Raw genomic sequence first — 17,260 nt, 5'->3', positions numbered from 1 at the left:
TTATATGAATACAGTTACTCATTTGATTAATGGAGAGGTACGTAAGCCTGACGGCCGTACCGCCCAGGTTTTTAATCCCGCTACCGGTGAAGCGATTCGTCAGGTAGAGCTGGCCAGCACGGCTACCGTGCAGGCAGCGATTGCCGCTGCGAAAGCCGCTCTGCCTGCATGGCGCGATCTTCCTCCAGCGAAACGCACTCTGGTGTTATTCCGCTTCAGGCAATTGCTGGAAGCCCATGAAAAGGAGATTGTGGCGCTGATTAGCGAAGAGCACGGAAAAACCCTGGAAGATGCCGCCGGTGAGCTGAAACGTGGTATTGAAAACGTCGAATATGCCTGCGCTGCGCCTGAACTGTTAAAAGGCGAATATAACCGTAACGCCGGTTCAGGTATTGATACATGGAGCGATTTCCACGCCGTCGGCGTGGTGGCAGGCATCACTCCTTTCAATTTCCCGGCGATGGTACCGCTGTGGATGTATCCACTGGCCATTGCCTGCGGCAATACCTTTGTCCTGAAGCCTTCCGAGCGCGATCCCAGTTCTACGTTGCTGATCGCTTCGTTGTTTCAACAGGCAGGCTTGCCGGCTGGCGTACTCAATGTCGTTAATGGCGATAAAGAAGCCGTTGATGCGCTGCTCGACAGCCCGGATGTAAAAGCCATCAGCTTCGTTGGCTCTACGCCAGTCGCGGAATATATTTATCACGAGGGAACCCGACGCGGAAAACGTGTACAGGCGCTGGGTGGTGCGAAAAACCATGCGGTTATAATGCCGGATGCCGATCTGGATAATGCTGTCAGCGCGTTAATGGGCGCGGCCTATGGCTCCTGCGGTGAACGTTGTATGGCGATTTCCGTTGCGGTTTGCATCGGCGATGCTGTCGCGGAAGCATTGATTGGCAAACTGGCCCCCAAAGTCTCAGCGCTGAAAATAGGTGCCGGTACGCAGTGCGGCCTGGACATGGGGCCGCTGGTAACCGCGGCGCACCGCGATAAAGTTGCAAGCTATGTTGAAGAGGGGATTTCAGCAGGTGCAACATTAGTTGTGGATGGTCGCGCATTACGGATAAAAGATCATGAAAACGGCTTCTTTTTTGGCGGTTGTCTTTTCGACTACGTAACGCCGGAGATGCGCATTTATCAGGAAGAGATTTTTGGGCCGGTGCTTTGCGTCGTGCGCGTTCCCTCTCTTGAACAGGCCATCGCATTGATCAACGAACATGAATATGGCAACGGCACCTGCATCTTTACCCGCGACGGTGAAGCGGCTCGTCGCTTCGGTAATGAGATTGAAGCAGGGATGGTTGGCGTTAACGTGCCGTTACCGGTACCGATGGCTTTTCACAGCTTTGGCGGCTGGAAGCGTTCATTGTTTGGCGATCTGCACGCTTATGGCCCTGACGGCGTACGCTTCTATACGCGGCGTAAAACCATTACTCAGCGCTGGCCTAAACAACAAAGCCCGGAAGCAGCACAGTTTGCTTTTCCCAGTAACCACTAACCTGCAGGCCAGACTTTCTGTTTTGGAGAATCGCTAATGAAAGTGTTGATTTTGGGCGGCGGCGTGGTGGGCGTTACCAGCGCCTGGTATCTCGCTAAAGCCGGACATGAGGTCACCGTAGTTGATCGCCAGCCTGCCGCCGCAGAAGAAACCAGTGCAGGCAACGCAGGACAGATTTCTCCAGGCTATGCCACGCCATGGGCTGCGCCCGGTATCCCACTCAAAGCGATAAAATGGATGTTTCAGCGGCATGCGCCGCTGGCTATTCGTCCGGATGGATCGCGGTTCCAGCTGCGCTGGATGTGGCAAATGCTAAAAAACTGCAACCATGAGAATTATGCGGAAAATAAAGCCCGCATGGTGCGTATTGCTGAATACAGCCGTGACTGCCTGCGTGCGCTAAGGCGTGAAACCGGTATCGCCTACGATGAACGCCAGGGGGGCACGCTACAACTGTTTCGCACCGCCGCGCAATTTGATCATGCCGCGCAGGATATTGCGGTGCTGAAAGACGCGGGCGTCCCCTATCAATTGCTGGAATCACGCCAGCTGGCGCAGGTGGAGCCTGCGTTGGCCAGCGTGGCGCATAAACTCACTGGCGGCCTGCGTCTGCCAAATGATGAAACCGGCGACTGCCAGATGTTTACAAAGCAGCTGGCGAAGATGGCTGAAGAGGCAGGCGTGACTTTTGTTTATAACTGTACCGTTGATAAGCTTCTGACAGACAGCGATCGCCTTCTCGGCGTACGGTGCGGTAATCAGGTAATGAGCGCCGATCGCTATATTGTGGCTTGCGGTTCTTACTCTACGCAGTTGTTGCACGGACTGGTATCAATTCCAGTTTATCCGTTAAAGGGGTATTCGCTGACCATTCCTGTGACCGATCCAGCCGCCGCGCCAGCTTCAACCATTCTGGATGAAACCTATAAAATAGCAGTGACACGTTTTAACGACCGGATTCGTGTCGGCGGCATGGCGGAAGTGGTGGGTTTTAACACTCAATTAAAGGAAGCACGGCGTGAAACGCTGAAAATGGTGGTTAACGATCTCTATCCTAATGGCGGGGATCTCTCCAGAGCCTCCTTCTGGACAGGTTTGCGTCCTATGACACCGGATGGCACACCTGTTGTTGGCGCTACGCGTTTTGAAAATCTCTTTTTAAATACGGGTCATGGTACCCTGGGCTGGACCATGGCGTGCGGCTCGGGACAATTGCTTGCAGACCTGATATCTGGCAGAGCACCGGCTATTCCTTTCAGCGATCTTTCCGTTATGCGCTATGCCAACAAATCTACGCCACGCTTTCATCCTGCCATCACCGAAATACGCTAAGTAAAAAAACGCACCGCCCTGCGGCGCGTTTGTCTCTTACCATACGCGGTAGACTTTACCGGTATCAATGCCTTCCAGACTGCGGCGATAAGCCAGTGCCACCCGACTGGCAGCAGCGCTTTCAAAACCAGGAAAGAAAGGCCCATATTTATCCAGCGCCTCGGTTAGCACTGTTGGGCTGACGGCGTTGATCCGTAATCCCTGCAGTTCATTAGCCGCAGCAAGCACAAACCCTTCCAGCGCGGCATTAACCGCCGTCGCGTTAACGCCAGTGCGAATAGGGTGCTGGGTAAGAATACCGGTTGTCAGGGTAAAGGATCCGCCGGGGTTAAGATGATTCTGCCCAATCAGTACCAGCCGCACTTGTCCCATCAGTTTATCCTGCAACCCGGAATTAAACTGCGTACTACTCATATCACTCAATGGACCAAAATGTACGCCGCCGGTTGCCGAGATCACGCTGTCAACTTTGCCGCACTGCGCAAATAACCGCTCTACGCTGGCCTCATCTGTCAGATCTACCCGGTAATCGCCCTGGGTTTTACCAACGCGAATGATGTCATGATCCCGTGCAAGATTTTCAACCACCGCCCGTCCAACGGTACCGCTGGCACCAATTACCATTACTTTCATTTTATCCTCCCGACAGTTAGCCTGATTCCATACTGATAGATTGCAATCACGGGAAAAATGGGCCAAAAATTTAATCATTAAAAACTAAAAGTTAGTAATCATGAATAAATTACGCTGGATGGAAATTTTCGTGGCGGTTGTTGAAAGCGGCAGCTTCAGTGAAGCGGCAAAACAACTGGATATATCCGCCGTAATGACCGGCAAAGCGGTCGCACAGATGGAAGCGTACTTTCAAACCAGACTGCTGCAACGCAATACCCGGCGTCAAACCCTGACGGAAGCCGGTAAAGCCTGGTATCAGGAGAGCCTGCAGGTAATGGCCGCCTTGCACAATGCTGAAAGTCGTATTGAAAGTTTGCGCCGTTTTCCGGCTGGAAGCTTGCGCATTAGCGTGGCAACCACGCTGGGTGCTTGCGTCATCGCCTCTTTATGTAGCGAATACCAACTGCAGTTTCCCGATGTACATATTGAACTGGAACTGAGCGACCGCTTTGTTGATGTAATCGCTGAAGGATTCGATTTTGTTTTCCGCATTGGCAATTTGTCGAGCGATACGCCATTGGTTGCCCAGCACATTGGCGTTTACCACATGGTGATTGCCGCCGCGCCAGCGTATCTGGCCCGATATGGCACGCCACAAAGTCTGGAAGACCTGGCGTCGCATCGATGCCTGCGCTACACCAGCTGGAATAAACGCAACGCCTGGCGCAGCGGCGATAGCGTAATCTGGCCAGAGAGTGCCACATTCAGCTGCAATGATGGCCAGGCGCTCAGACGCGCAGCGCTTTCTGGTGCTGGCATGATTTTTCAGCCGCGGCTGCTGCTGGCTGAAGATATTGCCGCCGGGAGGCTCATCTCATTACTGGAACATACTTTGCCCTCGCCACGACCGGTTCACCTGCTTTGGCGTCAGGATCACCATGCAGGCGTCAAACATCGCAGCTTTATCGAGTGGATAGCGAAACGGGGACCAGAAATGTTGCGTACTTATGAGGAATAACCTGAAGCCAGGCCAGCACTATATAATGCTTCTCCTTGCGGAACGCGGGCTGTGGCTGAGCCAGCGTTCCGCCAGGTTATATCAGAAATAATGGCTGGTCCGTAAGGTTTTCAATTTGTCAGGTTAATCGCTGGCCCTCACCTCCCAGGGAGACGTTAACCACCGCCTTGCCCTGTCGCTGTTCCACGGAAACCACCACCTGCGCGCCAAGACGCTGAAATGTCAGATCCAACAGCGAATCGCCGACAGCCAGCCGCCTGATTTGCAAACAATCAATGCCTACCGGCAGCCTCGGCTGCTCAACGGTTACCGTTTCACGGCGGCCATCAATCGTTATGCCCAGACAGGCCTGCATCAGCATAAACACGGAACCTGACGCCCACGCCTGCGGCAGGCAGGCGACCGGATAGGCGATCGGCGCTTCGCCGGGATCGCGTTCAAAACCGCAAAACAGCTCAGGCAAGCGCATATCAAAGTAAACGGCGGCTTCAAACAGGCTGGAAAGCAAGTGCATCACGCCGTCCCGCTCGCCATAACGTGCCAGCCCCGCAGCGCATAGCGCTACGTCGTGCGGCCACACCGAACCATTGTGATACGACATCGGGTTATAACGCGCTGCCTCTACTGCCAGCGTGCGGATCCCCCAGCCGCTGTTAAAGGCACGCGACAGCAGTTGTTTGCCTGTGGCCTGCGCCCGCTCTGGTGCTGGCAATCCGCAGTAGAGCAAATGCCCGGCATTGGAAGCACGAACCCCACAGGGATTGCCCTGGCCATCCAGCGCCAGCGCATAGAACTGACGCTCCTCAAGCCAGAAACGTGTTTCCACAGCCTGACGCAGCTTATCAGCACGCTGTTCCCATTTCTCGGCCTGCTCAGCCAGCCCGCGCCGCCGCGCCAGCCCGGCCATTTCAAGCCAGGCGCGGTAAGCGTATCCCTGTACTTCAATCAGAGCTATCGGCCCCTGCACCATATTGCCCTGTTCATCAAACACCGAGTCATGGCTGTCCTTCCAGCCCTGATTAAGCAATCCGCTGACTTCGCCGCGCGCATATTCCACCAGCTCACGCGGGCTGGTTTCCACCATCCGCTCCAGCCAGCTGGCAGCGCGCATCAGTGCAGGCCAGATGGTGGTGATAAAGGCATCATCACCGGTACGCTGGACATAAGCCCCGGCCAGCATGAGAAACAGTGGTGTGGTATCCACCCCGCCGTAATAGCGACCAAACGGCAGCTCGTTAATGGCGGACATTTCGCCTTTACGGGTTTCATGCATGATTTTACCCGGCTGCGCATCGCGGAAGGTGGAATCCTCCTCGGCCTGATTTTTGGCAAGAAAGGCCAGCACACCACGCGCCAGCTCCGGATCGAGCCACAGCGTCTGCAATGCCGTGATGATAGCGTCTCGCCCGAACGGCGTAGAAAACCACGGGATACCGGCATAGGGATAAGGCCCCTCCTCCAGTTCCGTGGTCAGCAGCGCCAGGTCCATACGTGATTTGTCCAGCCAGGCCTGGAACAACCGGCCCGACGCCTGCAGACGGGCGCCGCGTCGGCTTCGGCGGCGCATCATGCGTCGCGCGGCTGCGGCTGCGCGACGGTAACGCTCCCGACTGGGCGTGCTGCGTTCAGGTCCGATTTCAAGATAGACTTCCTGATAACCATGTCCGGCAATATCAATTAAAAACTCGGCACGGTGCGCATCCAGACGGCGCGGCGGCAGGGAGAAATTCAGCGAGGTAGTACGCAACTGATGGTCCAGTCCCTCATAGGCCATCTCCACACGCTGCTGCTCTACCCGCAGCGGCCGCAGTTGACCTCGCTGTTCGCGCTGCTGGCCGCGCACCTCGAACATATCGCGAAAATCAGCGGCGAAGGTCAGCATTAGCGGCACCTGCACCGGCGTATCGCTGTGATTGTTCAGCAGGATGCGCTCGTACACCCTGTCATGCCACAGAAAACGCTTGCGCTCAATATGCACCACGCCCTGCGGCAACGGGTGATTGGTTAAATGGGCGGTAAAGAATACGTTGTCCTGACTGACGGCACTGGACAACAGCGATGGCTGCACTCCCCCCAGCGTCAGCCGCAGCTCAGACAACATGCGCGTGTCATGGTGAAATAACCCGTCCTGCTGGCCGAGTATATCGCCCCGGGCGTCCGCCACCAGGAAAAGGTCGCCCTCTTTAAGTACAAACAAACTGGCCGAGGTATGATGCTGCATACTGGTTGTCTCCCTCTCATCCATGATTCGCCGCCCTCTGTGCAGTAGCAGCAGCCGGCACGGTGGCAGCCAGCAGCTGTTCATACAGTGTCAGGTAGCGACGCGCCATCACCCGTGCTGAAAAACGCTGTTCATATACCGTGCGGATACGCGCACGATCGAGTGTCTCCGCCACCCGTATTGCCGCCACAGCATCATCTTCGTTATCAACAATCAGTCCGGTAACGCCGTGATCAATTACCTCCGGCACCGAACCGCAACGCCAGGCAATAACCGGCGTGCCGCTGGCCATCGCTTCGATCATTACCAGACCGAACGGCTCCGGCCAGTCCACCGGGAACAACAACGCCTTCGCGTTAGCGAGGAAGCGGCCCTTCTCTGCATCGTTGATTTCGCCAATAAACTCGATCAGCGGATCGTTCAGCAGGGGCTTCACGCACCCCTCGAAATATTCCCGATCGGCGTTATCAACTTTGGCAGCGATCCTGAGCGGCAGCCCGGCGCGCCTTGCGATGGCGATAGCCCGCTCTGGTCCTTTTTCAGGAGAGATACGGCCAAGGAATGCCAGATAGCCGCCATCGCCTGGCGTAACCGACGGGATATCCATGCCATGATGTACGGTAGCGAACCAGTTGGCGAAAGGCAGCGGTGTACGCTGATGCTGGGAAATAGAAACCAGCGGATAACGATGCCAGCGTCGATAGGCTTCCGGAAGATCTTTCAGATCGAGCCGCCCGTGCAGCGTCGTTAAAGTGCGTCCGGCCATCTCTTCAAACAGAGGAAAGTGAAGCAGGTCGGTATGGAAGTGGATGACATCGAATTCGTCCCGGCGGCGGGACACGTCATGCAACATACTCAGATGACAGGCGAGATCGGACTTTAGCGGTGCCGGATCCAGACGCAGCGCCTGATCCCGACAGGGCACCAGCCTGGCGCTGGTTTGCGTATCGGCGGAGGCGAATAAGGTCACTTCATGGCCCTCTGCCACCAGCGCATTGGCCAGATGAGCCACCACCCGCTCGGTGCCGCCGTACAGTCTGGGCGGAACAGCTTCATACAAAGGAGCAACCTGAGCAATCTTCATCGTAGAAATCTCCACAAGGTTCCAGAAAATGCAAACAAAGCGAAAAAATCAGGGATAAAGGATTGGCGTAAAAACCAGAAACTATATTAGGACGATCACGGGCGTTTTCAAGCTGACGCAGCGTGCTGACAGCAGACGAAAAAGCCCACTTCATGCGGGCTCAGAGAATATTTGGGAGCCTGGCGGCACTGGCGGCGCAGCGTTAAAATTCTGGCGCGTTTTATCTTTGTGCAGGCGTGAAGCCGTGGCGCTTACTCGCCCAGACGACGGCCAGCGTTAAGATCAGCAACACCAGCAGCGCAGGCGGGAATGCCGGGACGCCGATGCGATCCAGTAAAACTCCCCCGATAATGCCGCCGCCCGCAATCGCTATGTTCCACGCCGTAACCAGCATCGATTGCGCCACATCGGCTGCTTCCCCAGCGGTCTTTGCGAGCGCAGTCTGGAACAGAGCCCCTGCCCCGCCGAAAGCCAGGCCCCAGGCGGCCGTAGCGGCATACACAACGCCGGGGATATTGCTTGCTATACCCAGAGCCAGTGCGGATAGCCCGAACAGAATGGTACTGCACAGCGTTAACGCGCGCAGATAGCGATCAATCAGCACGCCGATCATCCAGATGCCCAGCAAAGCGGTAATGCCGAACACCAGCAGCACCATATCCGTCCGCTCTGCCATGCCTGCCGACGTTAAAAACGGCGCGATGTAGGTATAGAGAATATTGTGAGCCAGCACGAAGGCCAGCACCGCCAAAAGCACCGGACGCACGCCGGCTACGGTAAACACAAGCCTTAGCGAGAGCCGCTTACCCACGGCCTGCCCGGAGAAATCCGGCACCTTGAGGCGTACCCATACCATCAACGCCAGCGCCAGCCCGCTCATCATGCCGAAGCACATGCGCCAGTCAACCAGGCTACCGATGAAAGTGCCCACAGGTACGCCAAGCGACAGCGCCAATGGCGCGCCCACCATCGCAATGGCGATAGCTCGGCCCTTCTGGTGCTCTGGCACCATGCGCGCGGCATAACCCGCCAGTAGCGCCCATAACAGTCCGGCCGATACGCCAGCCAGAAAACGGGCCACCATCGTCAGGAAATAGCTGTCGGAAACCATCGTCACGGTATTGGCAACAACAAACCCCGCTATCGCCGACAGCAGCAGCGGGCGGCGGCGTACGCCCTGAGTAACCGCGATCAGTGGAATGGCCGCCATCAGCGAACCAATGGCGTAAACGGTGACAAGTTGCCCGGCCAGCGCCTGGGAGATTTTCAGTCCAGCGCCGATCTGCGGCAGCAGCCCCGCAGGCAAAGCTTCGGTCAGGATGGTGATAAAGCCCGCCAGCGCCAGCGCCAGTAGCGATGCGATGGGAAGCCGTGCGGCGGGCACGTTGATGGTTGCAGTTGAAGTTGTCATAAATCTGCCTGTAAAGGGTACCGGCCAGGCGCAAATAGCACGGAACCGGCACCGGTTGAACGTAAGCCGCATAGTGCAGGCGTTCCCGATTAACGACAATAATGCTAATGTTCCAAACATATCGGACAAATATTCCTGGGCAGACGCAACAATGGAACCTCTAAGTGGCATTTCATTCTTTGTACAGGCGGCAGAAACGCGTAGTTTTTCTGAAGCCGGGCGCCTCCTCGGCGTATCTTCATCAGCTGTGGGCAAAAGCGTATCCCGGCTGGAAGAGCGCCTGGGCGTGCGCCTGTTTCACCGTAACACCCGTAGTATTACGCTGACCGCCGAGGGTACGCTGTTCCTTGAACGCTGCCGACGCATCCTGTGTGAGGTTGAAGCGGCCGAACTGGAACTCTCTGAGACACAGCAAGCGCCTCGGGGTCGGTTACGCATTAGTCTGCCGCTGGTTGGAATGCTGGTTATGCCCGCGCTTACTGCTTTCATGCATCGCTATCCGGCTATTGAGCTGGACGTGGATTTTTCCGATCGTTTGGTGGATGTAATTGAAGAAGGCTTCGATGTGGTAATGCGTACCGGCGACCCGGCCGATTCACGCCTTATGTCTCGCCCGGTAGGCAGCTACCGGTTGATGCTGGTCGCCTCGCCCGACTATCTGGCAAAGCATGGCATACCCCAGGCTCCCTGCGATTTGACACGCCACGCCTGTTTGCATCACAAGTTTCCCAGCAGTGGAAAACGAGAACCCTGGCCACTGAAGCGCGCTGAAAACGCACCGGAACTCATGCTACCGACAACCATGGTATGCAACACCTGCTCCGCCTTAATTGACGTGGCGGTGGCAGGTCTGGGAATCGCGTGCCTGCCGGACTTTATGGTGCAGCAGGCTATCGAACAAGGCCTGCTGGTTTCGGTACTGGACAAGCATATCGAGCATCAAGGCACCTTTCGGCTGCTTTGGCCATCAAGCAAGCACCTGGCACCGAAGCTACGCGTTTTCATCGACTTTATGGTCACAAAGCTTTTGCAGAAAAACGCCTAATATACGGCAAGTCTCCTGGCTGACACACGCGTCGTCAGGAGCACTTTCCAGAGCGATCGATGTTCTGCCGGATGACTCTGGGGATTAGCTGTAACCGTGACGATTCGAAATAATTAGTTGTGATTCGATTCACATTAAGTTGATTGACGAATAGACAAAATTTTTTGGTGCCATATTGTAGCATTGTGTCTTCCGAGGATAAGTACATTATGAATATCTTACATATATGTGTAACCTCAAAGTGGTTTAACATCGACAACAAAATTGTCGAGCATCGTCCTTAGTTCCCTCTGCATTTATCTCCAGCAAAGACAAATCAATCAGATTCCATGTGATCTTTTTGTTTGATCCGCCTGAATTTTGTCGCTTATAGCGGCCCGGCCATTATCACTATTTTCTCATTTGAGTTAATGGTTGCGCCTGCCTGTATAAATATGGCAAATCAACGGCTAGAGCAAACTGACGTTTCACAGGGATCGTTGTAATTAAATATATTAGAGGACGATGTCATGGAAAATTTCAAACACCTGCCTGAACCGTTTCGCATCAGAGTTATCGAACCGGTAAAACGTACAACAAAAGCATACCGTGAAGAAGCCATTATTAAATCGGGCATGAACCCTTTTCTGCTTGATAGCGAAGATGTCTTTATCGATTTACTGACTGACAGCGGTACCGGTGCGGTTACCCAAAATATGCAAGCGGCGATGTTGCGCGGTGATGAGGCCTACAGCGGCAGCCGCAGTTATTATGCATTAGCTGAGGCGGTGAAAACTATTTTTGGTTATCAACATACTATTCCGACCCATCAGGGGCGTGGCGCTGAACAGATCTATATTCCGGTACTGATTAAAAAACGCGAGCAGGAAAAAGGTCTGGACCGTAGCAAAATGGTGGCGTTCTCAAACTATTTTTTTGATACCACACAAGGCCATAGCCAAATTAATGGCTGTACCGTTCGCAACGTATATATCAAAGAAGCTTTCGATACCGCGATACGTTACGATTTTAAAGGCAACTTTGATCTTGAAGGGCTGGAAACAGGCATTGAAGAAGTCGGTGCCAATAACGTGCCTTATATTGTTGCGACCATCACCAGCAATTCCGCTGGTGGTCAACCGGTCTCCCTTGCAAATTTAAAAGCGATGTACAGCATTGCAAAGAAATATGATATTCCGGTGGTCATGGACTCTGCACGCTTTGCTGAGAATGCTTATTTTATCAAACAGCGCGAAGCGCAATATAAAGACTGGAGCATCGAACAGATCACCCGTGAAACTTATCAATATGCGGATATGTTGGCCATGTCGGCCAAAAAAGATGCGATGGTGCCTATGGGCGGCTTGCTGTGCGTCAAAGATGACAGCTATTTCGATGTTTATACCGAGTGCAGAACGCTTTGTGTGGTACAGGAAGGCTTCCCGACTTACGGCGGTTTAGAAGGCGGCGCCATGGAGCGTTTGGCGGTGGGTTTGTATGATGGCATGAACCAGGACTGGCTGGCTTATCGCATTGCGCAAGTTCAGTATCTGGTCGATGGCCTGGAAGAGATCGGGGTTGTTTGCCAGCAGGCAGGCGGCCACGCAGCCTTTGTGGATGCAGGAAAATTATTACCGCATATTCCGGCTGAGCAATTCCCGGCGCAGGCCCTGGCGTGTGAGCTTTATAAGGTTGCGGGCATCAGGGCGGTTGAGATTGGTTCTTTCCTGTTAGGCCGCGATCCGAAAACCGGCAAACAGCTCCCTTGCCCGGCCGAATTGCTGCGTTTAACGATCCCGCGCGCTACCTACACGCAAACTCACATGGATTTCATTATTGAAGCCTTTCAGCAGGTGAAGGCAAACGCAGAAAATATCAAAGGCTTAACCTTTACCTATGAGCCTAAAGTATTGCGTCACTTCACGGCAAAATTGAAAGAGGTTTAATTGTCGTCAGCGTGGCCTTACGCATAGGGGGCGGTAATATTATCCTGACAAGGGTCATTGTTTTTGGTGTGACGGTGATCCTTTGCTGGTTTAATAATCTCTTCAATGTGTTAGCAAAATTCAGTTGGGTCACTTTTTTCGGCTAATGCCATTTGCATGATTTATAAATTCCTGGGCCTGTAGTGTATGCGGCTAACTAACTTGCCAAAAGAGCAAACAAACTTCGCCGTTTTCAATCTTCCTTCATTTTTACCTCTCATTACTGGAGCGGCTCTGGAATTCAGCTCCCATGACGTCAAAGTTTTACGGTAAAATTTACTCAACTCTTCAGCAAGCTGAGCATCTGCTTGCATAACATCAGGTTTAATATTGGCAATAAAAAAGCCCGCAAGTAAGCGGGCTTAAATAATATTGAATGGTTAGTCGTGCCGGTTGCTCGTGACTAAATCATTCCCACTCGATCGTAGCCGGTGGTTTACCCGAAATATCGTAAACCACACGGGAAATACCGTTCACTTCATTGATGATGCGGTTAGAGACGCGGCCAAGGAATTCATACGGCAGATGCGCCCAGTGGGCCGTCATGAAATCGATGGTTTCTACTGCGCGCAGTGATACCACCCAGTCATATTTACGACCGTCGCCCATCACGCCTACCGAGCGAACCGGCAGGAACACGGTAAAGGCCTGGCTCACCTTGTTGTAGAGGTCGGCTTTACGCAGTTCGTCAATAAAGATGGCGTCGGCGCGGCGCAGCAGATCGCAATACTCTTTTTTCACTTCGCCCAGCACGCGCACGCCCAGACCCGGGCCCGGGAACGGATGGCGATAAAGCATATCGTAAGGCAGGCCCAGCTCCAGACCAATCTTACGCACTTCATCTTTGAACAGCTCTTTCAGCGGCTCAACCAGCCCCAGCTTCATCTCTTTCGGCAGGCCGCCCACATTGTGGTGCGATTTAATCACATGCGCTTTGCCGGTAGCAGAGGCGGCAGATTCGATTACGTCCGGGTAGATGGTGCCCTGCGCCAGCCATTTCACATCGGTAAGATGGGTAGCCTGCTCATCAAACACTTCAACAAACACGCGCCCGATGGTTTTACGTTTGGCTTCCGGCTCATCAATGCCTGCCAGCGCATCCAGGAAGCGCGCTTCTGCCGGTACGTGGATGATGTTCAGGCCGAAATGATCGCCGAACATGTCCATTACCTGCTCCGCCTCGTTCAGACGCAGCAAACCGTTATCGACAAATACGCAGGTCAGACGATCGCCAATGGCGCGATGCAACAGCATCGCCGTCACGGAAGAATCAACACCGCCGGAAAGGCCAAGGATAACTTTATCGTTGCCTACCTGCTCGCGTAGACGCTCAACGATATCTTCAATGATTTTTGCCGGCGTCCACAGCGCTTCACATTCGCAAATGTCACGCACAAAGCGCTCCAGCATGCGCAGGCCCTGGCGGGTATGCGTCACTTCCGGATGGAACTGCACGCCATAAAAGCGCTTCTCTTCGTTCGCCATAATGGCAAACGGGCAGGTCTCAGTGCTGGCAACGGTCACGAAGTCAGAAGGGATCGCGGTAACCTTATCACCGTGGCTCATCCAGACATCCAGCAGCGGCAGGCCAGCAGCGCTGACGGAATCTTCGATGCCGCGTACCAGCGCGCTGTCGGTTCTGACTTCCACCTGCGCATAACCGAACTCGCGCTCGCTGGAGCCTTCTACTTTACCGCCCAGCTGCATTGCCATGGTCTGCATGCCATAGCAAACGCCCAGCACCGGCACGCCCGCGTTGAAAACATATTCCGGCGCGCGCGGGCTGTTAAGTTCGGTAGTGCTTTCCGGGCCGCCGGAGAGGATGATACCGCTCGGCTTAAATCCACGGATCTGCTCTTCAGTAACATCCCACGCCCAAAGCTCACAGTAAACGCCCAGCTCACGCACACGGCGTGCAACCAGCTGGGTGTACTGTGAACCAAAATCGAGGATTAAAATACGGTGCTTATGAATATTTTCCGTCGTCATTAAGGCAATTCCAGGGCGATAGACTTAATAAAAGCGCCCGGCTGAGGCCGGGCGAGAAAAGTTCGGGATTACGATCCCATGCGGTAGTTCGGAGACTCTTTCGTAATGGTCACGTCATGCACGTGACTTTCCGAAATGCCCGCGCCGCTGATACGAACAAATTCAGCTTTGGTACGCAGCTCTTCAATGGTGGCGCAGCCGGTCAGCCCCATGCAGGAGCGCAGGCCACCCATCTGCTGATGAACGATCTCTTTCAGGCGACCTTTATAAGCCACGCGGCCTTCGATCCCTTCCGGCACCAGTTTATCCGCCGCGTTGTCGCTCTGGAAGTAACGGTCAGAGGAGCCTTTAGACATCGCGCCCAGCGAGCCCATGCCGCGATAGGATTTAAACGCGCGGCCCTGATAAAGTTCGATTTCGCCCGGTGATTCTTCCGTACCGGCCAGCATTGAGCCTACCATTACGCAGGCGGCGCCAGCCGCGATCGCCTTGGCGATATCGCCGGAGAAACGAATGCCGCCATCGGCAATAACCGGCACGCCGGTGCCTTCCAGCGCTTCGACCGCGTCAGAAACCGCGGTGATCTGCGGTACGCCGACGCCGGTCACGATACGGGTGGTGCAGATAGAGCCCGGGCCGATACCGACTTTCACCGCGCTTACGCCCGCCTCAGCCAGTGCACGAGCGCCCGCGCCTGTGGCTACGTTGCCGCCGATGATTTGCAGATCGGGATATTTAGCGCGGGTTTCGCGAATGCGCTGCAGCACGCCTTCGGAATGGCCATGAGAAGAGTCAATCAGCAGCACGTCAACGCCTGCGGCAACCAGCGCATCCACGCGCTCTTCGTTACCGGCACCGGCACCTACCGCCGCGCCAACGCGCAGGCGACCATGCTCATCTTTACAGGCCAGTGGCTTACGCTCGGCCTTCTGAAAATCTTTTACGGTAATCATGCCCAGCAGACGGAAACTCTCATCCACCACCAGCGCTTTTTCGACACGCTTCTCGTGCATTTTCTGCAGCACGACTTCACGCGCCTCGCCCTCTTTCACCGTAACCAGGCGCTCTTTTGGCGTCATCACCGCCGTTACCGGCAGGTTCAGATCGGTCACGAAGCGCACATCACGACCGGTAATAATGCCAACCAGTCGGTTATCATCACTCACCACCGGATAACCTGCAAAGCCATTACGCTCGGTCAGCTCTTTTACTGCGCGCAGCGTGGTGGTCGGCAACACGGTTTGTGGATCGGTCACCACGCCGCTTTCATGTTTCTTCACCTTGCGCACTTCTTCCGCCTGGCGCTCGATGGACATATTTTTGTGGATAAAGCCCAGCCCGCCTTCTTGCGCCAGTGCGATAGCCAGACCGGCTTCGGTCACGGTATCCATAGCGGCAGAGAGCATTGGAATGTTCAGACGAATTTTTTTGGTCAGTTGGGTACTGAGATCGGCCGTGTTAGGCAGGACAGTAGAGTGAGCAGGAACGAGCAAAACGTCGTCAAAAGTGAGTGCTTCTTTAGCGATTCGTAGCATGGCAATATCTCAACCTGGGGTGAATGAGAACAGATAAAATATTGCCGCGGCATTATACAGGGCGTAATCGGTTGCCTCCAGCTTTTTTTCAGAAAATGTCTTGATCCTCTGTATCAGCCATGTAGTATCGGCTAATTAACTTGCTGATTTATTATTTGATCCCTATCACATGTCGCTACCTCCTTCCGCCAATATTTTTACTGTTAGCCGCCTTAACACCACGGTGCGTCAGCTGCTGGAAGGCGAGATGGGGCATATCTGGCTCAGCGCAGAAATCTCCAACTTTACCCAGCCCGCTTCCGGTCACTGGTACTTTACGCTCAAAGACGATACCGCTCAGGTGCGCAGCGCGATGTTCCGCAACAGCAACCGGCGCGTGACCTTTCGTCCGCAGCATGGTCAACAGGTGCTGGTGCGCGCGACGGTCACGCTCTATGAGCCACGCGGCGATTATCAGCTGATTGTGGAGAGCATGCATCCGGCGGGTGAAGGGCTACTGCAACAGCAATTTGAGCAGTTAAAGCAGCGGCTGGCGGCAGAAGGCCTGTTTGAGCAGCAGCATAAACAACCGCTGCCCGATCCGGCGCGTCAGGTTGGAGTGATAACCTCCGCCACCGGCGCGGCGCTGCACGATGTGCTGCGTGTGCTGCATCGTCGCGATCCTTCGCTACCGGTAATCATCTATCCAACGGTGGTACAGGGTAACGAGGCGCCTGCAGCCATTGTGCGTGCCATTGAGCTGGCAAACCTGCGTAATGAGTGTGACGTGCTGATTGTGGGACGCGGCGGCGGCTCGCTGGAAGATTTATGGTGCTTTAATGATGAGCGTGTGGCGCGCGCTATCTTTGCCAGTGGTATTCCAGTTGTCAGCGCCGTAGGCCATGAAACAGACGTGACCATTGCTGATTTTGTCGCCGACCTGCGCGCGCCCACCCCTTCTGCGGCGGCGGAAATCGTTAGCCGCAATCAGGTGGAGTTGCTGCGTCAGCTTCAGTCGCAGCAGACGCGGCTGGAGATGGCGATGGATTACTATCTTGCCCAGCAGCAACGCACCTTTACCCGCTTGCAGCATCGTCTGCAGCAACAGCATCCGCAGCTGCGGCTGGCGCGCCAGCAAACCACGCTGTTCCGCCTGCAGCGTCGGCTGGACGAAGCGATGCAGCTACAGTTGCGTAACGCCTCGCGTCAGCAGGATCGTCTGACGCAGCGCCTGACGGCCCAGCAGCCACAGCGCAATATCAACCGGGCGCAGCAGCAGCTTCAGCAATGGCATTATCGCCTGACGCAGGCGATGCAGCAGCGGCTGAGTGCAGAGAAACAACATTTTGGTGTGCTGGTGGCGCATCTGGAAGGCGCTAGCCCGCTGGCGACGCTGGCGCGCGGCTTTAGCGTGACGCAAACGCCACAAGGCGAAGTGCTTAAAAAGACCCGACAGATACAGCCTGGCGAAACGTTGCAAACCCGACTGCAGGATGGATGGGTAGAGAGCGAAGTGAAAGCGATTAGGCCGTTGAAAAAAGCGCGTAAGAAGCAAGCCTAACGCTC

General features: G+C 54.8%; 13 protein-coding genes. 7 read left to right on the top strand and 6 right to left on the bottom strand.

Annotation, left to right across the window (positions count from 1 at the left end):
* Window positions 1-4 precede the first annotated feature (4 nt).
* Entirely contained in the window at window positions 5-1,501 is a 1,497-nt protein-coding gene (locus tag ACQE3Z_RS00910) for a CoA-acylating methylmalonate-semialdehyde dehydrogenase (RefSeq protein WP_426971687.1), read from the top strand.
* A 36-nt stretch (window positions 1,502-1,537) separates the two neighbouring features.
* Window positions 1,538-2,833 (top strand): D-amino acid dehydrogenase, encoded by a 1,296-nt coding sequence (locus ACQE3Z_RS00905; protein ID WP_426971686.1) that lies wholly within the window; start codon window positions 1,538-1,540, stop codon window positions 2,831-2,833.
* A 36-nt stretch (window positions 2,834-2,869) separates the two neighbouring features.
* Here the strand turns inward: ACQE3Z_RS00905 and ACQE3Z_RS00900 are convergent, their stop codons facing one another.
* Window positions 2,870-3,466 carry a short chain dehydrogenase gene (locus tag ACQE3Z_RS00900; RefSeq protein ID WP_426971685.1) on the bottom strand — a complete coding sequence of 199 codons (597 nt, stop codon included), beginning with the start codon at window positions 3,464-3,466 and terminating at the stop codon, window positions 2,870-2,872.
* 100 nt (window positions 3,467-3,566) lie between these two features.
* Between ACQE3Z_RS00900 and ACQE3Z_RS00895 the strand changes: the two genes are divergently transcribed.
* The gene (locus ACQE3Z_RS00895; protein ID WP_426971684.1) at window positions 3,567-4,466 is read left to right on the top strand and encodes a LysR family transcriptional regulator; all 900 of its coding nucleotides are present in this window, start codon (window positions 3,567-3,569) and stop codon (window positions 4,464-4,466) included.
* Window positions 4,467-4,584: 118 nt separating this feature from the next.
* Here ACQE3Z_RS00895 and ACQE3Z_RS00890 read toward each other — a convergent pair whose 3' ends face one another.
* From ACQE3Z_RS00890 to ACQE3Z_RS00880, 3 genes are all read right to left on the bottom strand, one after another.
* Complete coding sequence (locus tag ACQE3Z_RS00890; protein ID WP_426971682.1) at window positions 4,585-6,687, bottom strand: glycogen debranching N-terminal domain-containing protein; 2,103 nt, start codon at window positions 6,685-6,687, stop codon at window positions 4,585-4,587.
* A 16-nt stretch (window positions 6,688-6,703) separates the two neighbouring features.
* Window positions 6,704-7,771: a glycosyltransferase family 4 protein gene (locus tag ACQE3Z_RS00885; RefSeq protein WP_426971680.1), complete on the bottom strand. Its 1,068-nt coding sequence runs from the start codon at window positions 7,769-7,771 to the stop codon at window positions 6,704-6,706.
* Between the two features lie 220 nt (window positions 7,772-7,991).
* Window positions 7,992-9,182 (bottom strand): MFS transporter, encoded by a 1,191-nt coding sequence (locus ACQE3Z_RS00880; protein WP_426971679.1) that lies wholly within the window; start codon window positions 9,180-9,182, stop codon window positions 7,992-7,994.
* 151 nt (window positions 9,183-9,333) lie between these two features.
* Here ACQE3Z_RS00880 and ACQE3Z_RS00875 point away from each other — a divergent pair, with 151 nt between their 5' ends.
* The 3 genes from ACQE3Z_RS00875 to tnaA all read left to right on the top strand — a co-directional run bounded on the left by ACQE3Z_RS00875 (window position 9,334) and on the right by tnaA (window position 12,152).
* Complete coding sequence (locus ACQE3Z_RS00875; protein ID WP_426971678.1) at window positions 9,334-10,227, top strand: LysR substrate-binding domain-containing protein; 894 nt, start codon at window positions 9,334-9,336, stop codon at window positions 10,225-10,227.
* 209 nt (window positions 10,228-10,436) lie between these two features.
* On the top strand, window positions 10,437-10,511 hold the full coding sequence (tnaC, locus tag ACQE3Z_RS00870; protein WP_032257250.1) for a tryptophanase leader peptide: 75 nt from the start codon (window positions 10,437-10,439) through the stop codon (window positions 10,509-10,511).
* Between the two features lie 225 nt (window positions 10,512-10,736).
* Window positions 10,737-12,152 (top strand): tryptophanase, encoded by a 1,416-nt coding sequence (gene tnaA / locus ACQE3Z_RS00865; RefSeq protein ID WP_426971676.1) that lies wholly within the window; start codon window positions 10,737-10,739, stop codon window positions 12,150-12,152.
* Between the two features lie 447 nt (window positions 12,153-12,599).
* Here tnaA and guaA read toward each other — a convergent pair whose 3' ends face one another.
* The gene (guaA, locus tag ACQE3Z_RS00860; RefSeq protein WP_085070750.1) at window positions 12,600-14,180 is read right to left on the bottom strand and encodes a glutamine-hydrolyzing GMP synthase; all 1,581 of its coding nucleotides are present in this window, start codon (window positions 14,178-14,180) and stop codon (window positions 12,600-12,602) included.
* Between the two features lie 68 nt (window positions 14,181-14,248).
* A complete protein-coding gene (guaB, locus tag ACQE3Z_RS00855) occupies window positions 14,249-15,715 on the bottom strand; it encodes an IMP dehydrogenase (RefSeq protein WP_426971674.1) in 1,467 nt (488 codons plus the stop codon).
* A gap of 169 nt (window positions 15,716-15,884) precedes the next feature.
* Here guaB and xseA point away from each other — a divergent pair, with 169 nt between their 5' ends.
* Window positions 15,885-17,255: an exodeoxyribonuclease VII large subunit gene (xseA, locus tag ACQE3Z_RS00850; protein WP_426971672.1), complete on the top strand. Its 1,371-nt coding sequence runs from the start codon at window positions 15,885-15,887 to the stop codon at window positions 17,253-17,255.
* Window positions 17,256-17,260: the final 5 nt, after the last annotated feature.

Source organism: Pantoea sp. FN0307 (assembly GCF_050113815.1).
GTDB classification, from domain to species: Bacteria; Pseudomonadota; Gammaproteobacteria; order Enterobacterales; family Enterobacteriaceae; genus Mixta; species Mixta alhagi.
Note: the sequence above shows the minus strand (reverse complement) of the source record. Positions and strands in the feature narration are given on the sequence as shown.